At 73.4% G+C, this 19,082-nt stretch carries 19 protein-coding genes; 11 read left to right on the top strand and 8 right to left on the bottom strand.

Annotation, left to right across the window (positions count from 1 at the left end):
- Positions 1 to 39 precede the first annotated feature (39 nt).
- Positions 40 to 612 (bottom strand): isopentenyl-diphosphate Delta-isomerase, encoded by a 573-nt coding sequence (gene idi / locus GXW83_RS11080; RefSeq protein ID WP_182442910.1) that lies wholly within the window; start codon positions 610 to 612, stop codon positions 40 to 42.
- 211 nt (positions 613 to 823) lie between these two features.
- Here idi and GXW83_RS11085 point away from each other — a divergent pair, with 211 nt between their 5' ends.
- From GXW83_RS11085 to GXW83_RS11105, 5 genes are all read left to right on the top strand, one after another.
- Positions 824 to 1,579, top strand: a complete 756-nt coding sequence (locus GXW83_RS11085) for a sugar phosphate nucleotidyltransferase (RefSeq protein WP_182442911.1) — start codon at positions 824 to 826, stop codon at positions 1,577 to 1,579.
- Positions 1,567 to 2,634, top strand: a complete 1,068-nt coding sequence (locus GXW83_RS11090) for an iron-containing alcohol dehydrogenase family protein (RefSeq protein WP_182442912.1) — start codon at positions 1,567 to 1,569, stop codon at positions 2,632 to 2,634. The genes GXW83_RS11085 and GXW83_RS11090 overlap by 13 nt, the downstream gene beginning before the upstream one ends.
- 133 nt (positions 2,635 to 2,767) lie before the next feature.
- Positions 2,768 to 3,454, top strand: a complete 687-nt coding sequence (locus GXW83_RS11095; RefSeq protein ID WP_225447466.1) for a CDP-alcohol phosphatidyltransferase family protein — start codon at positions 2,768 to 2,770, stop codon at positions 3,452 to 3,454.
- 17 nt (positions 3,455 to 3,471) lie between these two features.
- Positions 3,472 to 4,344, top strand: a complete 873-nt coding sequence (locus GXW83_RS11100; RefSeq protein WP_182447224.1) for a glycosyltransferase family 2 protein — start codon at positions 3,472 to 3,474, stop codon at positions 4,342 to 4,344.
- A 71-nt stretch (positions 4,345 to 4,415) separates the two neighbouring features.
- On the top strand, positions 4,416 to 5,315 hold the full coding sequence (locus tag GXW83_RS11105; protein ID WP_182442914.1) for an ABC transporter permease: 900 nt from the start codon (positions 4,416 to 4,418) through the stop codon (positions 5,313 to 5,315).
- Between the two features lie 12 nt (positions 5,316 to 5,327).
- On the opposite strand, the gene GXW83_RS35050 is transcribed toward GXW83_RS11105, so the two are convergent.
- A complete protein-coding gene (locus GXW83_RS35050) occupies positions 5,328 to 6,413 on the bottom strand; it encodes a cytochrome c oxidase assembly protein (protein WP_182442915.1) in 1,086 nt (361 codons plus the stop codon).
- Between the two features lie 194 nt (positions 6,414 to 6,607).
- Here GXW83_RS35050 and GXW83_RS11115 point away from each other — a divergent pair, with 194 nt between their 5' ends.
- Together GXW83_RS11115 and GXW83_RS11120 are read left to right on the top strand one after the other, a co-directional pair.
- Positions 6,608 to 7,435 carry an exodeoxyribonuclease III gene (locus tag GXW83_RS11115; protein WP_182442916.1) on the top strand — a complete coding sequence of 276 codons (828 nt, stop codon included), beginning with the start codon at positions 6,608 to 6,610 and terminating at the stop codon, positions 7,433 to 7,435.
- An 87-nt stretch (positions 7,436 to 7,522) separates the two neighbouring features.
- Positions 7,523 to 8,320, top strand: a complete 798-nt coding sequence (locus GXW83_RS11120; RefSeq protein ID WP_255431291.1) for an SAM-dependent methyltransferase — start codon at positions 7,523 to 7,525, stop codon at positions 8,318 to 8,320.
- Positions 8,321 to 8,396: 76 nt separating this feature from the next.
- On the opposite strand, the gene GXW83_RS11125 is transcribed toward GXW83_RS11120, so the two are convergent.
- The 6 genes from GXW83_RS11125 to GXW83_RS11150 form a co-directional block, all read right to left on the bottom strand.
- Positions 8,397 to 9,134, bottom strand: a complete 738-nt coding sequence (locus GXW83_RS11125; RefSeq protein WP_225446899.1) for a lysoplasmalogenase — start codon at positions 9,132 to 9,134, stop codon at positions 8,397 to 8,399.
- A complete protein-coding gene (locus GXW83_RS11130) occupies positions 9,131 to 10,012 on the bottom strand; it encodes a sterol desaturase family protein (RefSeq protein ID WP_182442918.1) in 882 nt (293 codons plus the stop codon). Before GXW83_RS11130 ends, GXW83_RS11125 begins: the two co-directional genes overlap by 4 nt.
- Before the next feature lie 136 nt (positions 10,013 to 10,148).
- On the bottom strand, positions 10,149 to 11,411 hold the full coding sequence (locus tag GXW83_RS11135; protein ID WP_225446900.1) for an amidohydrolase family protein: 1,263 nt from the start codon (positions 11,409 to 11,411) through the stop codon (positions 10,149 to 10,151).
- Complete coding sequence (locus GXW83_RS11140) at positions 11,408 to 12,730, bottom strand: amidohydrolase family protein (RefSeq protein ID WP_182442919.1); 1,323 nt, start codon at positions 12,728 to 12,730, stop codon at positions 11,408 to 11,410. The genes GXW83_RS11135 and GXW83_RS11140 overlap by 4 nt, the downstream gene beginning before the upstream one ends.
- The gene (locus tag GXW83_RS11145; protein ID WP_182442920.1) at positions 12,727 to 13,626 is read right to left on the bottom strand and encodes an SDR family NAD(P)-dependent oxidoreductase; all 900 of its coding nucleotides are present in this window, start codon (positions 13,624 to 13,626) and stop codon (positions 12,727 to 12,729) included. Before GXW83_RS11145 ends, GXW83_RS11140 begins: the two co-directional genes overlap by 4 nt.
- On the bottom strand, positions 13,626 to 14,447 hold the full coding sequence (locus tag GXW83_RS11150) for an acetoacetate decarboxylase family protein (protein ID WP_182442921.1): 822 nt from the start codon (positions 14,445 to 14,447) through the stop codon (positions 13,626 to 13,628). Before GXW83_RS11150 ends, GXW83_RS11145 begins: the two co-directional genes overlap by 1 nt.
- Positions 14,448 to 14,562: 115 nt before the next feature.
- On the opposite strand from GXW83_RS11150, the gene GXW83_RS11155 reads away from it, so the two are divergent.
- The 4 genes from GXW83_RS11155 (at position 14,563) to hydA (ending at position 19,047) form a co-directional block, all read left to right on the top strand.
- Complete coding sequence (locus GXW83_RS11155; protein WP_182442922.1) at positions 14,563 to 15,180, top strand: TetR/AcrR family transcriptional regulator; 618 nt, start codon at positions 14,563 to 14,565, stop codon at positions 15,178 to 15,180.
- Between the two features lie 191 nt (positions 15,181 to 15,371).
- The gene (locus GXW83_RS11160; RefSeq protein ID WP_182442923.1) at positions 15,372 to 16,259 is read left to right on the top strand and encodes a nitrilase-related carbon-nitrogen hydrolase; all 888 of its coding nucleotides are present in this window, start codon (positions 15,372 to 15,374) and stop codon (positions 16,257 to 16,259) included.
- A 71-nt stretch (positions 16,260 to 16,330) separates the two neighbouring features.
- Complete coding sequence (locus GXW83_RS11165) at positions 16,331 to 17,635, top strand: aspartate aminotransferase family protein (protein WP_182442924.1); 1,305 nt, start codon at positions 16,331 to 16,333, stop codon at positions 17,633 to 17,635.
- A complete protein-coding gene (gene hydA, locus GXW83_RS11170; RefSeq protein ID WP_182442925.1) occupies positions 17,632 to 19,047 on the top strand; it encodes a dihydropyrimidinase in 1,416 nt (471 codons plus the stop codon). Before GXW83_RS11165 ends, hydA begins: the two co-directional genes overlap by 4 nt.
- The last annotated feature ends 35 nt before the right edge of the window (positions 19,048 to 19,082 follow it).

Raw genomic sequence — 19,082 nt, forward strand, 5'->3', positions numbered from 1 at the left:
GCCGGCGGATGAATTCCGGCCGGAGCCCCGGCGCCCGCGCTACCAGCCCGCCTCCGGCAGCAGCCGGCGGACCTCCGGCAGCACGGCGTCCAGCACCGTGCCGAACCAGACCGAGAACGGCCTGGCGGCCCGCAGCTCGGCCAGCTCGGCGGGGGTCACGAAGCGGATGTCCGCGACCTCCTCCGGGGCCGGGTGCTGCTCGGGCTCGGCGATGCCGACGAACAGGTGGTTGTACTCCCGTTCGACCAGGCCGGTGGCCTCGTCCGGGTGGTGGTAGCTGACCGTCCCCGCCTGCTGCAGCCGGACCGGGCCCGCGCCCAGCTCCTCGGCGGTGCGCCGGGCGGCCGCGACGAACGGGGACTCGCCCGGGTACGGGTGGCCGCAGCAGGTGTTCGACCAGACGCCGGGGGAGTGGTACTTGCCGAGCGCGCGCTGCTGCAGCAGCAGCCGCCCCTGCGGGTCGAACAGGAACACCGAGAAGGCGCGGTGCAGCCGACCGGGACTCAGATGCGCGGAGAGCTTCTCGGCGGTACCGATCGTGCGCCCCTCGGCGTCGACCAGTTCCAGCAGGATCTCGGTCGCGGTCAGGGTCGTCGGTTCGCTGGTCGGCATGGATGAGGACCTTTCGGCTCGTGGCTGCCGGGCTCGGCGCGGCCGGTCAAAACGCTCTCGACAGTCTGCCGTACCCGCGCCCCCCGCCTCAGCGGGACGCCCCCAAGAGGGGCCCGCGTCCCGCATGACCTTCACATTCGCCTACGATCGCGGGTAGCTTGCACCGTTGCCCGATGGACAGACGCACGAAGTACAGAGAGTGAGACACCCCATGATCGGCCTCGTTCTGGCCGCCGGCGCCGGACGCCGTCTGCGCCCGTACACCGACACCCTCCCCAAGGCGCTGGTGCCGGTGGACGGCGAGCGGACCATCCTCGACCTCACCCTGGGCAACTTCGCCGAGGTGGGCATGGAGGACGTCGCCATCGTGGTCGGCTACCGGGCCGAGGCCGTGTACCAGCGCAAGGCCGCCCTGGAGGCGCAGTACGGTCTCACCCTGCACCTGGTCGACAACGACAAGGCCGAGGAGTGGAACAACGCCTACTCCCTGTGGTGCGCCCGTGAGCTGTTCTCCGAGGGCCTGCTGCTCGCCAACGGCGACACCGTGCACCCCGCCTCGGTGCAGCGCACCATGCTGGACGCCAACGCCCGGCTCGCCGCCGAGGGCCGCGCCCCCGGCGTCCTGCTGGCCCTCGACACGGTGAAGAAGCTCGCCGACGAGGAGATGAAGGTCGTCGTCGACCCGGAGACCGGCGTCCGCCGGATCACCAAGCTGATGGAGCCGTCCGAGGCCACCGGCGAGTACATCGGGCTCACCGTGATCAACCCCTCCGCCGCCGGCGACCTGGCCTCCGCGCTGCAGGCCACCTTCGAGCGCGACCCGCAGCTGTACTACGAGGACGGCTACCAGGAGATGGTCGACCGGGGGCAGCGGGTCGACGTGCAGCCCATCGGCGAGGTCTCCTGGGTCGAGATCGACAACCACGAGGACCTCGCCCGGGGACGGGAGATCGCGTGCCAGTACTGACCCGGCTGGTTCCCTCGCCGCTCGTCGTGGACATCCGCGCCGGCGCCCTGGACGACCTCGGGGTGGTCCTCGCCGACCAGCGGATCTCCGCCTCCGGCCGGATCGCGGTCGCGGTCAGCGGCGGCTCCGGGGCGGCGCTGCGCGAGCGGCTCGAACCCCAGCTGCCCGGCGCGGACTGGTACTCCGTGGCCGGGGGCAGCCTGGACGCGGCCGTCCTGCTGGCCGACCAGATGCGCTCGGGCCACTACGACGCGGTCGTCGGCCTGGGCGGCGGCAAGATCATCGACGCCGCCAAGTACGCCGCCGCCCGGGTCGGCCTGCCCATGGTCGCGGTGGCCACCAACCTCGCCCACGACGGCCTGTGCTCGCCGGTCTCCACCCTGGACAACGACGCCGGGCGCGGCTCCTACGGCGTGCCCAGCCCGATCGGCCTGATCGCCGACCTGGACGTGATCCGGCAGGCCCCCGGCCGGTTCGTCGCCGCCGGCATCGGCGACGTCATCTCCAACATCTCCGCCTGCGCCGACTGGGAGCTGTCCAAGCGGGTGACCGGCGAGCAGGTCGACGGCCTGGCCGTGGCCATGGCCCGCAGCGCCGGAGAGCTGCTGCTGCGCCACCCCGGGACCATCGCGGACGACGCGCTGCTGATCGCCCTCGCCGAGTCGCTGGTGCTGTCCGGCATCTCGATGAACATCACCGGCAGCACCCGCCCCTCCAGCGGCGGCTGCCACGAGATCAGCCACGCGCTGGACATCCTGTACCCGACCCGCAGCGCCCAGCACGGCGAACAGGTCGGCCTGGGCGCGGCCTTCGCCACCTACCTGCGCGGCGACCTCGAGCTCTCCGGAGAGATGGCCGGAGTCCTGCGGCGGCACGGGCTGCCGGTGACGGCGGACCAGATCGGCTTCGGCGACGACGAGTTCGTCGCGGCGGTGCACTACGCTCCACAGACCCGACCAGGACGGTTCACCATCCTGGAGCACCTCGACCTCGACCCCTCCGCAATCCGGGACGCGTACACCGACTATGTCAAACACGTCAGCTCCTGCTCCTGAACGATCCGGGCAGCCCGACGGGCCCGGCCGGCCCAAGGGAGCCAAGCCCACCCTCGCCGAGTTCCGCGCGGTGGCCCACCCCGAGGGCCTGCTCGACCGGCGCTCCGGCGAGCACTGGGCCGGCCGCATCTACATGCGCCGGATCTCCTCCCGGATCACCCGGCACCTGATCGACGCCCCGGTCAGCCCCAACCAGCTCACCTGGCTGATGATGCTCACCGGCATCCTCGGCGGCGCGGCCCTGCTGATCCCCGGCATCGCCGGGGCCGTGCTGGCCGCCCTGCTCATCCAGGCGTACCTGGGCCTGGACTGCGTGGACGGCGAGCTGGCCCGCTGGCGCAAGCAGACCTCCACCACCGGGGTCTACCTGGACCGGGTCGGCCACTACCTGTCCGAGGCCGCGCTGCTCACCGGCGCTGGCCTGCGCGCCGCCGACCTGTTCGACCGGCACGGCGGCCCGGCCTGGATGTGGGCCTTCCTGGGCACGGTCGCGGCGCTCGGCGCCATCCTGATCAAGGCCGAGACCGACCTGGTGGACGTCGCCCGCATCCGCCGCGGCCTGTCCGCCGTCGAGGACACCGCCTCGGTGCCGCGCGCGGCCGGCGTCGCCCGGGCCCGCAAGCTCGCCGCCGCGCTGAAGTTCCACCGCCTCATCGGCGGCGTCGAAGCCTCCCTGGTGCTGCTCGCCGCCGGGATCGCCGACCGGATCCACGGCGACCTGCTGTTCACCCGGATCGCCGTCGCCGTGCTGGCCGCCATCGCCGTGCTGCAGACCTGCCTGCACCTGCTGAGCATCGTCCTCTCCAGTCGGCTCCGGTGACGCCGGTGTCCGACGACGTGAAGCTCGGCGCGGTCGTCCTCACCCAGGGCACCCGCCCGGTCGAGCTGAAGGCGCTGCTCGACTCGGTCGCCGCCCAGCGCGGCCCGGCCATCGACGTCGTGGTCGTGGCCAACGGCGTCGAGGTGCCGCAGCTGCCCCCGGGCGTGTGCGGGATCAGCACCGACGAGAACCTGGGCATCCCCGGCGGCCGCAACGTCGGCATCGAGGCGTTCGGGCCCAACGGCTCCGACGTGGACGTGGTGCTCTTCCTGGACGACGACGGGCTGCTGCCGCAGGCCGACGACGCCGAGAAGCTGCGCGCCGCCTTCGCGGCCGATCCCCGCCTGGGCATCGTCAGCTTCCGCATCGCCGACCCGGAGAGCGGCGAGACGCAGCGCCGCCACGTGCCCCGGCTGCGGGCCGCCGACCCGCTGCACTCCTCGAAGGTCACCACCTTCCTCGGCGGCGCCAGCGCCGTCCGCAGCAAGGTCTTCGAGCAGGCCGGGCAGCTCCCCGGGGAGTTCTTCTACGGCCACGAGGAGACCGACCTGGCCTGGCGGGCCCTGGACGCCGGCTGGGACATCGAGTACCGCGCGGACGTCCTGCTGCACCACCCCAAGACGGCCCCCAGCCGGCATGCCGTCTACCACCGCAACATCGCCCGGAACCGGGTCTGGCTGGCCCGGCGCAACCTGCCGGCGCTGCTGGTGCCGCTCTACACCGGCACCTGGCTGCTGCTCACGCTGGCCCGGCGGCCCTCCGGCGAGGCGCTGAAGGCGTGGTTCGGCGGCTTCAGCGAGGGCTGGCGCGCGCCCTGCGGCCCGCGCCGCCCGATGAGCTGGCGCACCGTCTGGCGGATGACCAGGCTGGGCCGTCCGCCGGTGATCTGAGGGCTCCGGCCCCGGGAATCCGGGGGTGTGTCCACGCTGCCGCACGGCCACCGCCGTGAGAACGTCGAGGGGTGAGCGACTTCAGCGGCGGCGTGGACACCGCCTCGGCCCCGAGCCCGGCCGAGCTGGCGGCCGCCCACGGGCTGACCATCAGCGGCAGGCGCCCCTCGCTCGCGGCCTACACCGCGCAGCTGTGGTCGCGGCGGCACTTCATCGTCGCCTTCGCCACCGCCCGGCTCACCGCGATGTACACGGCGGCCCGGCTGGGCCAGATCTGGCAGGTGATGACGCCGCTGCTGAACGCGGCCGTCTACTACCTGATCTTCGGACTGCTGCTGGGCACCAACCGGGGCATCCCCAACTTCATCGCCTACCTCTGCACCGGCGTGTTCGTCTTCCAGTTCACCCAGTCGGCAGTGCTCGCGGGCACCCGTTCGATCGCCGACAACCTCGGCCTGATCCGGGCGCTGCACTTCCCGAGGGCCTGCCTGCCGATCGCCTTCACGGTGATCCAGCTGCAGCAGCTGATCTTCTCCATGGGGGTGCTCGGAGTGATCGTGCTGGCCACCGGGGAGCCGCTGACCTGGCGCTGGCTGCTGATCGTGCCGGTGCTGCTGCTGCAGTCGGTCTTCAATGCCGGGCTGGCGCTGTTCATGGCCCGGATCGGCGCCAAGACCACCGACATGGCCCAGCTCATGCCGTTCGTGCTGCGCACCTGGATGTACCTGTCCGGGGTGTTCTGGGCGGTCAGCAGCTTCACCGCGGACGCGCCGCGCTGGGTCGCCACCGTGCTGAACCTCAACCCGGCGCTGATCTTCAACGACCTGATGCGCTACGCGCTGATGGAGTCGGTGACCGCCTCGCTGCTCCCGTCGCACGTCTGGGTGATCGCCGCGGGCTGGGCGCTGCTGGTCGGCCTGGCCGGGTACGTCTTCTTCTGGCGGGCCGAGGAGGAGTACGGCCGGGGCTGACGCCGCCCGGGGCTACTCCTCCCGGCGGCCGCCGTAGCGGTGGGCCAGGTTGGGGTCGTCCAGCCACCAGGGGCGCATCATCTCCTGCTCGTGCAGGTCGGCGGCGGGCGCGGACGGCTGCGGGGCGTCCCCGGCCGCGTCGGCCGCCGCGTCGTCGGCCAGCACGGCGCGCTCGGCGGCGGCGTTCACCGCGCTGCGGGCGACCGCCTCCTGGTCCAAGCGGCGGTCGACGGCGGCGGTCTCGATCCGGTCCTCGCGGACCACCCGGATGATCAGCGCCACCAGGAACGGCACGCCCGCGATGTCGCCCAGGCCCCAGAGCACCGCCCCGCCCCAGGACTGGTCGGTGCGCGGCGACATGCCCCAGGGCCGGTGCAGCGAGGCCCAGTAGTCCGGGACGAGCATGTGCGAGCCGAAGACCAGGATGAAGCCCAGGGCCGCGTCGAAGATCACCTCGGCCACGGTGATCACCACGCCCAGCAGCGGGTGGTAGTGCCGGCCGACCGGGTCGATCTGCAGCCGGGGCCAGAAGTACGCCAGCCCGAACAGCACGAAGCCCACATGGAAGGCGATGTTCCAGACGTCCGTGGTCAGCGAGAGCCGGTACCAGGAGGTGAAGTACAGCAGCCACGGCGGGACGATCAGCACCACCGTGGAGACCAGCGGGAACATCAGCACCTGGGCCGCCCGGCCGCGCAGCGCCGCCCGCAGCCGCCCCCGGAACCGCTCCGGCGCGGCCTCCAGTGCCACCGTCACCGGCGCGCCCATGGCCAGCAGCAGCGGGACGATCATCAGCAGCACCACCGACTGCACCGCCCGGTCGGTGAACAGGTACTTCTCGTAGACGCCCAGGCCGGAGCAGGTGGTGAAGACCCACAGGGCCATGCCGAGCAGGAAGGCCGCCGTCCGGCCGAAGGCCCAGCCGGTGCCGGAGCGGCGCATCCGGGCCAGGCCGAGCAGGTACCCGGCGGTGCCCAGCACCGCGATCGCCAGGACCACCGGCTCGGCCTGCCACTCGCTGAAGACCCGGCCGAAGGTCCAGGCCGGTGGCCCCGCGTAGCCCGTCGCCGCTGCCGCCGCTGCCAGTTGCACGCTCACCACGCCGATCCGTTCGCCGAACGGGCCGCCGCTCCCGGCAGGCCCGACAGCTGATTCTGCCCCCGGCGGCGGCGCGATCTTCCACCGACCCCCCGGTAGCGGCGCCCGGGCGGTGTGCGCCCGCCGTTGTCGGTGCCGGGCGGTAGGTTGGATCCGTCTCCCGCAGGCCCGACCACGCACGGAAGAGCGCCCAGATGACTGTCCGCGTCGCCACCTGGAACATCAACTCGGTCAACGCCCGGCTGCCCAAGCTGCTGGAGTGGCTGGGCTCCGCCTCGCCGGACGTCGTCTGCCTGCAGGAGCTGAAGTGCGCCGCCGACGCCTTCCCCCACGAGGCGGTCCGCGAGCTCGGCTACGAGACGGCGGCGCACGGCACCGGCCGCTGGAACGGCGTGGCCGTGCTCTCCCGGATCGGCCTGGACGACGTCGTGCGCGGGCTGCCCGGGCAGCCGGGCTACCTCGCCGAGGAGGCCGCCGCCGAGGACGCCCTGATCGCGCCCGAGCCGGAGCAGGAGGCCCGGGCGATCGCCGCGACCTGCGGCCCGCTCCGGGTGTGGTCGGTGTACGTGCCCAACGGGCGCGAGGTGGGCCACCCGCACTACGCCTACAAGCTGCGCTGGTTCGAGGCGCTGACCGCGGCCGTGCGGGAGGACGCCGCCGGGGCGCGCCCGTTCGCCGTCCTCGGCGACTTCAACGTCGCCCCGACCGACGAGGACGTCTGGGATCCGGCCCTGTTCGAGGGCCTCACCCATGTCACGCCGCCCGAGCGCCAGGCATTGGCCGACCTGCGCGACACCGGCCTGGCCGACGTCCACCCGCGCGCGCTGAAGTACGACCGCGCCTACACCTTCTGGGACTACCGGGCGCTGGCCTTCCCCAAGAACCGGGGCATGCGGATCGACCTCGTCTACGGCAACAAGCCCTTCGCGGCCGCGGTCGCCGACGTGTACGTCGACCGCGAGGCCCGCAAGGGCAAGGGCACCTCCGACCACGCCCCGGTGGTGGTCGATCTGACGCTGTGACAGCTGCCGGTCCGGCCGGACGCTTCCGCGGAGGGCTGTCCTATGATCATGCCCCGGGGGCCAGGGACACGTCCGGGGAGGACCGCAGTGACCGAGTTCGACACACCGCAGCCGAATATCGCACGCATATACGACTATCTGCTCGGGGGTAAGGACAACTACGCGCCCGACCGCGAGGTCGGCAGCCGCATCGAGCAGGCGCTGCCCGCCGTCCACCTCGGCGTGCGCCAGCAGCGCGCGGTGCTGCGCCGGGTGGTCCGGCACCTGGTGGCCGAGGCCGGGCTGCGGCAGCTGATCGACATCGGCTCGGGCCTGCCCACCGCCGACAACGTGCACCAGATCGCCCAGCAGATCGAGCCGGACACCCGGGTCGTCTACGTCGACAACGATCCGGTGGTGCTCTCGCACGCCCGCGCGCTGCTGGCCGACCGCAAGGAGACCGTGGTCGCCGTCGGCGACCTGCGCGACCCGGCGGCCATCCTGGCCGATCCGCTGCTGCGCGAGCACATCGACTTCGACCAGCCGGTCGGGCTGCTGCTGTGCGGCATCCTGCACTACGTCCTGGACGAGGAGCAGCCCGCGCTGATCGTCAAGCAGCTGGTGGACGCCCTGCCCTCGGGCAGCTACGTGTTCATCCACCACCTGATCACCCCCGGCGACAGCGCCGACGAGGGCACCACCGCCGCCGAGGCCGCGCTGCGCCAGGGGGTGGGCCGGGGCCAGTTCCGCAGCCTGGCCGAGGTCGCGGCGTTCCTGGACGGGCTGGAGCTGCTGGAGCCGGGCGTGGTCACCGTCACCGAGTGGCGCCCGGACGCCGACACCCCCGCGGTGACCGAGCACCCGGTGCTGCGCCTGGCCGCGGTCGGCGTCGCCCGCAAGCCCTGAGCGTCGGCGCCCGGCCGCAGCCCCGGCCGCAGTCCCGACCCGCAGCCCCGACGGCCCGACCGGCCCTGACCCCGGCTCAGCCGACCGGCCCGGCCGCCTCCGCGACCTCCGCGACCCCGGCGGGCCGCCGGGGCGGCTGCGGCCCGGGCAGCGGCCCGGCGCCGACGATGCCCGAGGCCAGCAGGTACTGGCCGGTCAGATAGGTCGCCATCACCCAGAAGTCCGCCGCCGGCAGCTGCGGCCAGTGCGCCAGGCCGGAGGCGATCAGGCTGTCCGAGAGCAGGAACAGCGCGCCCCCGGCGCCGGTGCGCCGGCCCGCCCGGGCGGAGGTCACCGCCGTCCCGGCCAGCAGCAGGCTGTACCCGGCCAGCGGAATCCGCAGCCCCGGCGCCAGGTCCGGCCACAGCAGGGTGATCAGCACCGCCCAGACCAGGCCGTACCCGGCGGCGGCGCGCAGCACCCCGGCCCGGTCCCGCAGCGCGCCGTCACGGACGAACAGCGTGATGTAGCAGACGTGCGCGACCGCGAAGCCGCCCATGCCGACCAGGAACCAGGCGCCGCCGAACAGCAGGAAGAGGTCCCCGGCGCAGGAGGCCAGCAGCGCCCCCAGCAGCAGCCGCGACCGCACCGGCGGCTCGCCCCCGGGCCCGCCGCGGCGCACCACGGACGCCCGCAGCCCGACGGCCAGCGCCAGCAGCGGCATCAGCAGCGGCTTGGTGGCGTCCTGGACGGCCGTCAGCCCGGCCAGGACGCAGGCCAGGTATCCGACGGACAGCGCCGCGTACCCGGCGACCGGCCCCCGGCCAGGCGTCACGCCGCCACCTGGACGTCCGCCGTCGGCTCGGCCGCGGGCGACACCCGGCCCGGCTGCCAGCCCGGCCCGTGGAACAGGTAGCCCAGCCGCTCGCGCCAGCCGCGGGCCGAGGCCAGGTCGCGGCCGAGGGCGGCGTACTCGTGGGTGGCCACCCGCAGCGGGTTGAAGGTGGAGATGTTCTTGGTCAGCCCGTACACCGGCCGCTGGGTCTCCGGGGTGAAGGAGCCGAACAGCCGGTCCCAGACGATCAGGATGCCGCCGAAGTTGCGGTCCAGGTAGCCGCCCTGCGAGGCGTGGTGCACCCGGTGGTGCGAGGGGGTGTTGAGGACGAACTCGACCGGGCGGGGCAGCCTGTCGATCCGCTCGGTGTGGATCCAGAACTGGTACACCAGGTTCACCGAGGAGCAGAACGCCACCGCGGCGGGGGAGACGCCGAGCACCACCAGCGGCGCGTAGAACAGGCCGAAGGTCAGGTCGGTCCAGGGCTGTCGGAGCGCGGTGGAGAGGTTGTAGTTCCGGCTGGAGTGGTGCACCACGTGCTGCGCCCACAGCAGCCGCACCCGGTGCGTGCTGCGGTGCGACCAGTAGTAGCAGAAGTCCTGGCCGAGCAGCATCAGCGGCACGGTGGTCCACCACAGCACCGGCACCCGCAGCGGGGTCAGGCTGTACAGCACGTTGTAGAGGGCGAACGCGGGGATCTTCCAGCCCAGGTTGGTGACCAGGCTGCCCAGCCCCATGGTGAGGCTGGTGGCGGTGTCTCTGCCCGTGTAGCCCTGCTCGTCCTCGTCAGGGTGGATCAGGAAGGAGACGATCTCGATGACCGTCAACAGGACGAAGGCGGGGATCGACCACAGCACGGCATTGGGCAGATTCGGCATGGCCGGAAGCGTAGTTCGGCGGATCGGCCCTGGCTAGAGGCTGTTACCGACCGGTATCGGACAACCGGCCGACGCGGCTGCGCCGGGCCCCGGCGCAGCCGCCCCACGGTGCACCCGCGTCACGCCGCCGGGCCGGTCACCAGACCCGGACCGAGGAGCCGGGCGCGAACGCCGGGCTGGTGGCGCCCGGCGGGGGCGACTCCAGCGGTTCGGCGACCTCGGCCACCAGCGGGCCCACGGTCGCCGCCAGCGCGTCCAGCGCGGGCAGGTCGAAGCCGTAGACGGTCGCCGCGTTGCCGCCCGCCATGGCCGCCACCTCCCGGTACGGCAGCCCGGCGTACGCGGTGCGCAGCGCCTCGGTGGTGTGCGGCCAGGTGCCCTCGTCATGGGGGTAGTCGCTGCCCCACATGATCTTGTCGAGGCCGATCCGCCCGCGCAGCGGCACCTCGTGCGCCCGCATGAAGCTGGCGCCGACGAAGCAGTTGCGCCGCCAGACCTCGCTCGGGCTCCCGCCCACCGCCTCGGCCAGGCCCGCGCCGAACTTGGACTCGGCGGTGGCCGCCCGGCCGGACGCGCCGACCAGCCGCCGGTGGTAGTAGTCCAGCATGTCCAGCACGCCCGGGATCCAGCCCGAGCCCTGCTCGGTCAGCACCAGCCGCAGCCCGGGGTGGCGCCGGAACGCCCCGCCGAAGAGCAGGTGCCACAGCGCCCGGTGCGAGAACCAGGTGGTCTCCACCATGAACACCGCGCGCGCGGCCGGTTCCGCGCCCAGCTCCGGACCGGCCGAGCCGCCGTGGTGGTCGACCGGCACGCCCAGCTCCGCGCAGACCGCCCAGAGCGGGTCGTACGCCGGGGAGTACAGCTCCGGCACCGGCGAGCCCGGCGGGACGCCCGGCAGCACCATGCCGCCGGTCAGCCCGGCCGCATGGCAGCGGCGGACCTCGGCGACGGCCTGGTCCACGTCGGCCAGCAGCACCTGGAAGGTCCCGGCCCGGCGCCCGGGGGCCAGCGCGCAGAAGTCGGCCATCCACCGGTTGTGCGCCCGCAGCCCGGCCCAGCGCAGCTCGTACTCGGCGCCGACGGGGTGGCCCGCCGCCAGCGAGGCGCTGGGGAAGAACGGCGGGACGGTGTTGGGGTACACCACCTCCGCCACGATGCCGTCCTGCTCCAGCTCGGCCAGCCGCCGGTCCGAGTCCCAGTTCCGCTCCGCCTCCGGGGCCTGCAGGTCGGCGTAGGGGTTGGTGTACGAGGCCGCCCAGGCGTCGAAGGCGTCGTGGTGCCGGGCCTCCAGGTAGGGCCGGTAGTCCAGCAGGTCGGCGCCGGCGTGGCAGTCGGCGGAGATCACGGTGAGGTGCTCCGGCTGCGCCTCCGGCCCGGACGCGGCGCGCGGCCCGGTCACAGCGTGCTGCCCGGGGTCGGCGCGGCGGTGCCGGTGAACGGGAAGTCGTGCCCGGTCAGCCAGTGCCGGCCGACCTCGCGGGAGGGGGCCCAGGCGGCGCGGACCGCGTCCTGGTCCTCGGGCTGGCCCAGCTCGGCCGGGGTCGGGCCGATCCGGCGGGCGATCGGCGCCAGCCGCTCCAGGTCGAAGCCGAAGACCTCGGCGCAGGACAGGCCCAGCATCAGCCGGGTCTCCTCGACCGGCACGTCGTGGAAGGTGGTGCGCATCCACCGCCGGGTGTCCGGCCAGGTGCCCTCGGGGTGCGGGAAGTCGCTGCCCCAGCAGATGTTGCCGACGCCGGTCTCGTACCGCTGGGCCAGCTCCCGGCGCTTGGTGTTGGTGGCGGCGACGAAGCAGTTGCGGTCCACGTAGGCGCTGGGCGCCATGGTCAGCTCCGGGAACGGCGACAGCTTCTTGCCGCCGTGCGCGCCCAGGTACAGCCGGTCCATGAACCACAGCAGGTTCGGCAGCCACCAGCAGCCGGACTCGGCCACGCCGAAGCGCAGCCCCGGGAACCGCTCGAACACCCCGGACCAGAGCAGGAACCACAGCGGACGCGACGGCCAGAACGTCACCTCGGTGACGTAGATGCCCAGGTGGTCGCCGTACTCGTGGCGCGGGGCCGCGCCCGAGTGGGTCACCACCGGCATCCGCAGCTCCTCGCAGACCGCCCAGACCGGGTCGTAGCGCCGATCGTGGTACGGCGCCCGGTCCACCCACATGGACGGGATCATCACCGCGCGCAGGCCCGAGGCGTGCGCCCGGCGGACCTCGGCGACGACCTCCGGCACCTCCCCGGTGATGGGCAGCAGCGCCACCCCGCAGCGCCGCTCCGGGACGGCCCCGGCGGCGACGAACTCCGCCAGCCAGCGGTTGTGCGCCCGGGCCCCGGCCATGCCCAGCACCGGGTCCTGGTCGCCGCGCAGCCCCAGGCCCACCCCGAAGGGCGCGGCGGTGCTGCTGTCCACGGCGTCCGCGTCGGGGAAGACCACCTCCCCGGCGACGCCGTCGCCGTCCAGCTCCTTGTCGCGCTGCGCCGGATCCCAGCCGCCGCGCAGCCCCTCCTCGTGCTCCTGGAACCACTTCCGGGCGTACTCCTCGTTGCGGACCCCGAGCCGGGTGGCCTCCTGCCGGCGGTGCTCGGCCTGGGCCAGGAACTCGTCGAAGGCGCGGTGGTGGGCGGCCTCCAGGTACGGCCGGTACTGCTCGGTCGGCAGCCCGGCGTGGCAGTCGGAGGAGACCACCAGGTAGGGCTCCTGCTGCTGCGGTGCGGCGGTCACGTCTCCTCCTGCCCTTCCAGGATGAAGTGCTCCAGGTAGCCGGGGTTGCTGCGGTCCAGCATCGAGCGGGAGCGGGCCTGGATCTGCCGGTCGCTGTGCCCGCTCGGCGGCAGCATCCAGAAGCGGTCGGCCCGGATGCCGTCCACGACGGCGGCCGCGACCTCCTCCACCGGGGTGAACTCGACCGGTCGGCCCGCCGCCGCCATCGCCGCCTCCCACTGCGCCAGGCTGCGGTAGGGCGTCCGGCGCGGGCGCTGCTTGGCGTAGCGCTCGGGGCGGTTGCGGTGCGACTCCCACAGCCCGGTCCGCAGCATGTGAGGGCCGGGGAAGAGCACCGACGCGCCGATCGGGGCCCGCTCCGCGCGCAGGTGGGCGTAGAGCGACTCGGTCATGGTGACCACGGCGGACTTGGTGACGGCGTACACCGAGGCGGTGGGCAGCGGCGCGATGCCGCCGTCCGCGGAGGAGGTGTTGACCAGGTGCCCGGGGCCACCTGCCGCGAGCATCCGGGGCACGAACGCCTGGACGCCGTGGAAGACGCCCCAGACGTTGACCGCGAAGGCCCACCGCCAGTCGTTGGGGTCGTGCTCCCACATCCGGCCCTCGGCGCCGGAGCCGACCCCGGCGTTGTTGCACAGCACGTGCACCGCGCCGAAGGCCCGGTAGGCGGCGTCCGCCAGCTCCTCCACGGCGTCGCGCTCGGAGACGTCGGTGACCTGCCCGACGGCCTGCGCGCCGCTCTCGCGCAGACCGGCGACGGCCTTGTCCAGGGCGGCCTCCTCCACGTCGGCCAGGACCACCCGCAGCCCCTCGGCGGCGAAGCGCTCGGCCATGGCCAGGCCGATCCCACTGGCGGCGCCGGTGACCACGGCGACCTGCCCGGTGGCGAGTTCCATCACTCCTCCTCGGCGGACGACGGGGGCGCCGGGGCGTCCAGCAGCTGCTGGACGTCGTCGTAGCGCTGGTGCACGTAGGGCAGCAGGGCCTGCGCGTCGACCCGTTCGACCACCCGCCCGCGCTGGTCGGAGCTCTTCTCGCCGACGGTGATCTCCAGCAGCCGGCGCACCGGCAGGTCCGCGACCGGGTCGAACGGCGACTCCCGCAGCAGCACCTCGCCCTCCACCGACTCCAGCCTGCGCACCCGCTCGGTGCGCAGGCAGTGGACCAGCACCGGCTCCAGGTCGAAGCCCCGGCCGTCGACGCCGGGCAGGAACTTGAAGTAGAAGTCCAGCTTCTCGGCGGGCTCCGGCAGCGGCAGGGCGCCGCTGACGCGTCCGCGCACCTCCACGAAGGCGATGCCGTGCCGGGCCAGCCGGGCGGTGATCCGGTCGCCCGCCGGGTCGGCGGTGCGCTCCACAGCGACCTCGCCCAGCTTCTTGGGCTCGCCGAAGACCTCCCGGCCGCCGGTCAGCGCCCGCTCCGTGGTCATCGGCATCACCAGCGGGTACCAACCGGCGTGCGGACCGTGCTGGGCGCCGACCGCGAACGAGCCCGCGCCCAGCGGGCTGCCGAACAGGTCCACCCGGCTGATGTTCACCCGCACGAGCGGGCGCCCGGCGGGCTTCAGCGGCGGCGGCAGCACCTGCGCCACCGCGTCCGGGTCGCTCTCCCACACCGCCGCCACGCCGGTGGACCAGATGTCCGGCAGGGCGCCGCGGCCCGCGCCGGCCGCCGCGGTGTCCGCCTCCGTGCGCGGGCCGTACCGTACTCGTGCCATGGCTGTTCCACCCTTCCGCCGTTCCTGCCGGGGGTTGTCTGTAACACTGTTACTCCGGTCCGCGCGAAGGGTGAAGACGCATGCGGAAGTTCATTTCGACGGCGGGCAGCCGTATATGACGGACAGTCAGCTCACCAGGGAATCGGTGGTGGCAACCGCGGCCGAGCTGGTCCGCCGGGACGGGCCGGGGGCGCTCACCATGCGCCGGCTGGCCGCCGAGCTGGGCGCCGCCGTCACCGCCATCTACTGGCACGTCGGCAACCGCGAGGCGCTGCTGGACGAGGTGGTCGCCAGCACCGTCCGGGAGATGGGCCGGATCGAGGCGGTGGGTGCGACGCCCGCGCTGCGCGCCGAGTCGGTCGCCCTGGAGCTGCGGCGCAAGCTGCGCGAGCGGCCGCACCTGATCGCGCTGGTGCACGAGCGCGGGCTGACCGAGCTGATGATGCTCCCGGCGCAGCGCGCCCTGGTGCACGAGGCGCACGCGGCCGGGCTGCGCGGCGGGCGGGCGGCGCAGGCCGTCCGGGCGCTGCAGTTCCAGGCGGTCGGCTTCGTGCTGGTGGAGCGCAACCGGGAGCGCGCCCCGCGGCAGCACCCCGGCGAGCCGGAGCTGTGGGACGCCGAGACCTCGGAGCAGGACCGGGAGCTGGCCGCCGCCCTGGCCGCCCCGCCCGATCCGGACGCCCTGTTCGCGGCCTCGCTGAGAGCGCTGGTGCTCTCGCTCTGGCCGTCCTGACCGGCTCCGGAGTCACTCGTACGAGTGAACTGTGGGGAAGGTGCGAAACCAGAACGACTCTGGCGCGTTACGCCGGACGTATTGCCATGCCGGTCGTCACGATCTACGTTCTACGCACGTAGATACATGCTTCTCCGGGACGCCGTCCGGATCCGCCCGGGCCGGCTCCCGGCCGAGGGTGAGGGTGTGTCATGTCGGAATCCGCAAGCAGCAGCCCCGCACCGGCGTCGGCCGGACCGTCGCAGACCGTCCGCGCCGCCCTCGTCCAGACCGCCTGGACGGGCGACAGCGCATCCATGATCGACCTGCACGAGCGCTACGCCCGTGAGGCCGCCGCCCAGGGCGCGCAGGTGATCGGCTTCCAGGAGGTGTTCAACGCCCCCTACTTCTGCCAGGTGCAGGAGGAGGAGCACTACCGCTGGGCCGAGGCCGTGCCCGACGGGCCGACCGTGACCCGGATGCAGGCCCTGGCCCGCGAGCTGGGCATGGTCATCGTCGTCCCGGTGTACGAGGTCGAGCAGCCGGGCGTGTACTACAACACCGCGGCCGTGATCGACGCCGACGGCAGCTACCTGGGCAAGTACCGCAAGCACCACATCCCGCAGGTCAAGGGCTTCTGGGAGAAGTACTACTTCAAGCCGGGCAACCTCGGCTGGCCGGTGTTCGACACCGCCGTCGGCCGGATCGGCGTCTACATCTGCTACGACCGGCACTTCCCCGAGGGCTGGCGCGCGCTCGGCCTGGCCGGGGCGCAGCTGGTCTACAACCCCTCCGCCACCAGCCGCGGCCTGTCCGCCTACCTGTGGCAGCTGGAGCAGCCGGCCGCCGCCGTCGCCAACGAGTACTTCGTCGCCGCCATCAACCGGGTCGGCGTGGAGGAGTACGGCGACAACGACTTCTACGGCACCAGCTACTTCGTGGACCCGCGCGGCCGGTTCGTCGGCGAGGTCGCCTCCGACAAGGAGGCCGAGCTGGTCGTCCGCGACCTCGACTTCGGGCTGATCGAGGAGGTCCGGCACCAGTGGGCCTTCTACCGCGACCGCCGCCCCGACGCGTACGGGCCGCTCAGCCAGGCCTGACCGGGCCCGGACCGGCCCCGGGCCGCGCCGCACCACCCCCCGCACGACTCCCGGAAGGGGACGCGAGCCGTATGACCGAACTCGTCCGCCGCCACCGCGCCGTCACCCCGGCCTGGCTGGCCGTCTACTACGACGAGCCCATCGAACTGACGCACGGCGAGGGCCGCCACGTCTGGGACGCCCAGGGGCGGCGCTACCTGGACTTCTTCGGCGGCATCCTGACCACCATGACCGAGCACGCCCTGCCCGCGGTGACCAAGGCCGTCGCCGAGCAGGCCGGGCGCATCCTGCACACCTCCACGCTGTACCTGTCCACGCCCATGGTGGAGCTGGCCGAGCAGATCGCCGAGCTGTCCGGCATCCCCGACGCCAAGGTCTTCTTCACCACCTCGGGCACCGAGGCCAACGACGCCGCGCTGCTGCTGGCCACCGCCTACCGCCGCTCCAACCAGGTGCTGGCGATGCGCAACAGCTACCACGGCCGGTCGTTCACCACCGTCGGCATCACCGGCAACCGCTCCTGGTCGCCGACCAGCCTGTCGCCGCTGCAGACGCTCTACGTGCACGGCGGCGTCCGCACCCGGGGGCCGTTCGCGCACCTGTCGGACGCCGAGTTCATCGCCGCCTGCACCGCCGACCTGGAGGACCTGCTCAGCCAGGTCGGCGGGTCGGTCGCGGCGCTGATCGCCGAGCCGATCCAGGGCGTCGGCGGCTTCACCTCCGGCCCCGACGGGCTGTTCGCCGCCTTCAAGCGGGTGCTCGACCGGCACGGCATCCTCTGGATCAGCGACGAGGTGCAGACCGGCTGGGGCCGCACCGGCGACCACTTCTGGGGCTGGCAGGCGCACGCCGAGGCCGGCCCGCCGGACGTGCTCACCTTCGCCAAGGGCATCGGCAACGGCCTGTCCATGGGCGGGGTGGTGGCCCGGGCCGAGGTGATGGACTGCCTCGGCGCCAACTCCATCTCCACCTTCGGCGGCAGCCCGGTCACCGTCGTCGGCGCCCTGGCCAACCTGCGCCACCTGCTCGACCACGACCTCCAGGGCAACGCCCGGCGCACCGGCGCGCTGCTCGCCGAGCGGCTGCGCGCGGCCGGGCTGCCGATCGTCCGCGAGGTGCGCGGGCGCGGGCTGATGATCGGGGTGGAGCTGGTCGACGGCGACGGCGAGCCCTCGCCCGCGGCCGCCTCCGCCGCCCTGGAGCACGCCAGGGAGCTGGGACTGCTCATCGGCAAGGGCGGGGCCCTCGGCAACACCCTGCGGATCGCGCCGCCGCTGTCGCTCACCGCCGAGGAGGCGGCTGAGGGCGCCGAGCTGCTGATCGAGGCGCTCCGCCGAGCCCAGCACCAGACATCGGCCCAGGAGGACCACCAGTGAGCACCCGCCGCACCGTCATCCGCAACGGCCTGGTCATCACCGCCGCCGAGGAGGTCCACGCCGACGTCCTGATCGAGGGCGAGCGGGTGGCCGCCATCGCCGCCACCGGCAGCGGCGCCGCGCACGCCTGGACCGCCGACACCGAGTACGACGCCGCCGACCACTACGTCATCCCGGGCGGCGTGGACGCGCACACCCACATGGAGCTGCCGTTCGGCGGCACCGCCGCGTCCGACACCTTCGAGACCGGCACCCGGGCCGCCGCCTGGGGCGGCACCACCACCATCGTGGACTTCGCCGTGCAGTCCGTCGGCCGCTCGCTGCGCGACGGCCTGGACACCTGGCACGCCAAGGCCGAGGGCGTCTGCGCCGTCGACTACGCCTTCCACATGATCATGTCGGACGTCACCGAGGACAGCCTCAAGGAGATGGACGTCCTGGTGGAGGAGGGCGTCACCTCCTTCAAGCTGTTCATGGCCTACCCCGGCGTCTTCTACAGCGACGACGGCCGGATCCTGCGCGCCATGCAGCGGTCGGCGGGCAACGGCGGCCTGATCATGATGCACGCCGAGAACGGCATCGCCATCGACGTCCTGGTCCAGCAGGCGCTGGCGGCCGGGCGCACCGATCCGCGCTACCACGGCGAGGTCCGGCGGGAGCTGCTGGAGGCCGAGGCCACCCACCGGGCGATCCAGCTGGCCCGGGTCGCCGGGGCCCCGCTGTACGTCGTCCACGTCTCCGCCGAGCAGGCGCTGGCGGAGATCACCGCCGCCCGCGACCTGGGGCTGAACGTCTTCGGCGAGACCTGTCCGCAGTACCTGTTCCTGTCCACCGACAACCTGGCCGAGCCCGGCGCCGACGGCTTCGAGGGCGCCAAGTACGTCTGCAGCACCCCGCTGCGGCCGCGCGAGCACCAGGCCGCGCTCTGGCGCGGGCTGCGCACCGACGACCTGTCGGTGGTCTCCACCGACCACTGCCCGTTCTGCTTCTCCGGGCAGAAGGAGCTGGGCCGGGGCGACTTCTCGAAGATCCCCAACGGCATGCCCGGCGTGGAGAACCGGATGGACCTGCTGCACCAGGCGGTCCTGGACGGCCACCTCAGCCGCCGCCGCTGGATCGAGCTGGCCTGCGCCACCCCGGCGCGGATGTTCGGCCTCTACCCGCGCAAGGGCACCATCGCCCCCGGCGCCGACGCCGACATCGTCATCTTCGACCCGCGCGAGCGCTACACCATGTCCGCCGCCACCCACCACATGAACGTCGACTACTCCGCCTACGAGGGCCGCGAGGTCACCGGGCGGGCGCGGACGGTGCTGTCGCGCGGCACCGCCGTCGTCGACCGGGGCGCGTACGTGGGCCGGGCCGGCCACGGCGTCTACCTGCCGCGCGGCACCAGCCAGTACCTGATCTGACCGGCCGGAAACCCGCCCGCCACCCCTCTGACGAA

It is taken from the genome of Streptacidiphilus sp. PB12-B1b (assembly GCF_014084125.1).
Lineage (GTDB): Bacteria > Actinomycetota > Actinomycetes > Streptomycetales > Streptomycetaceae > Streptacidiphilus.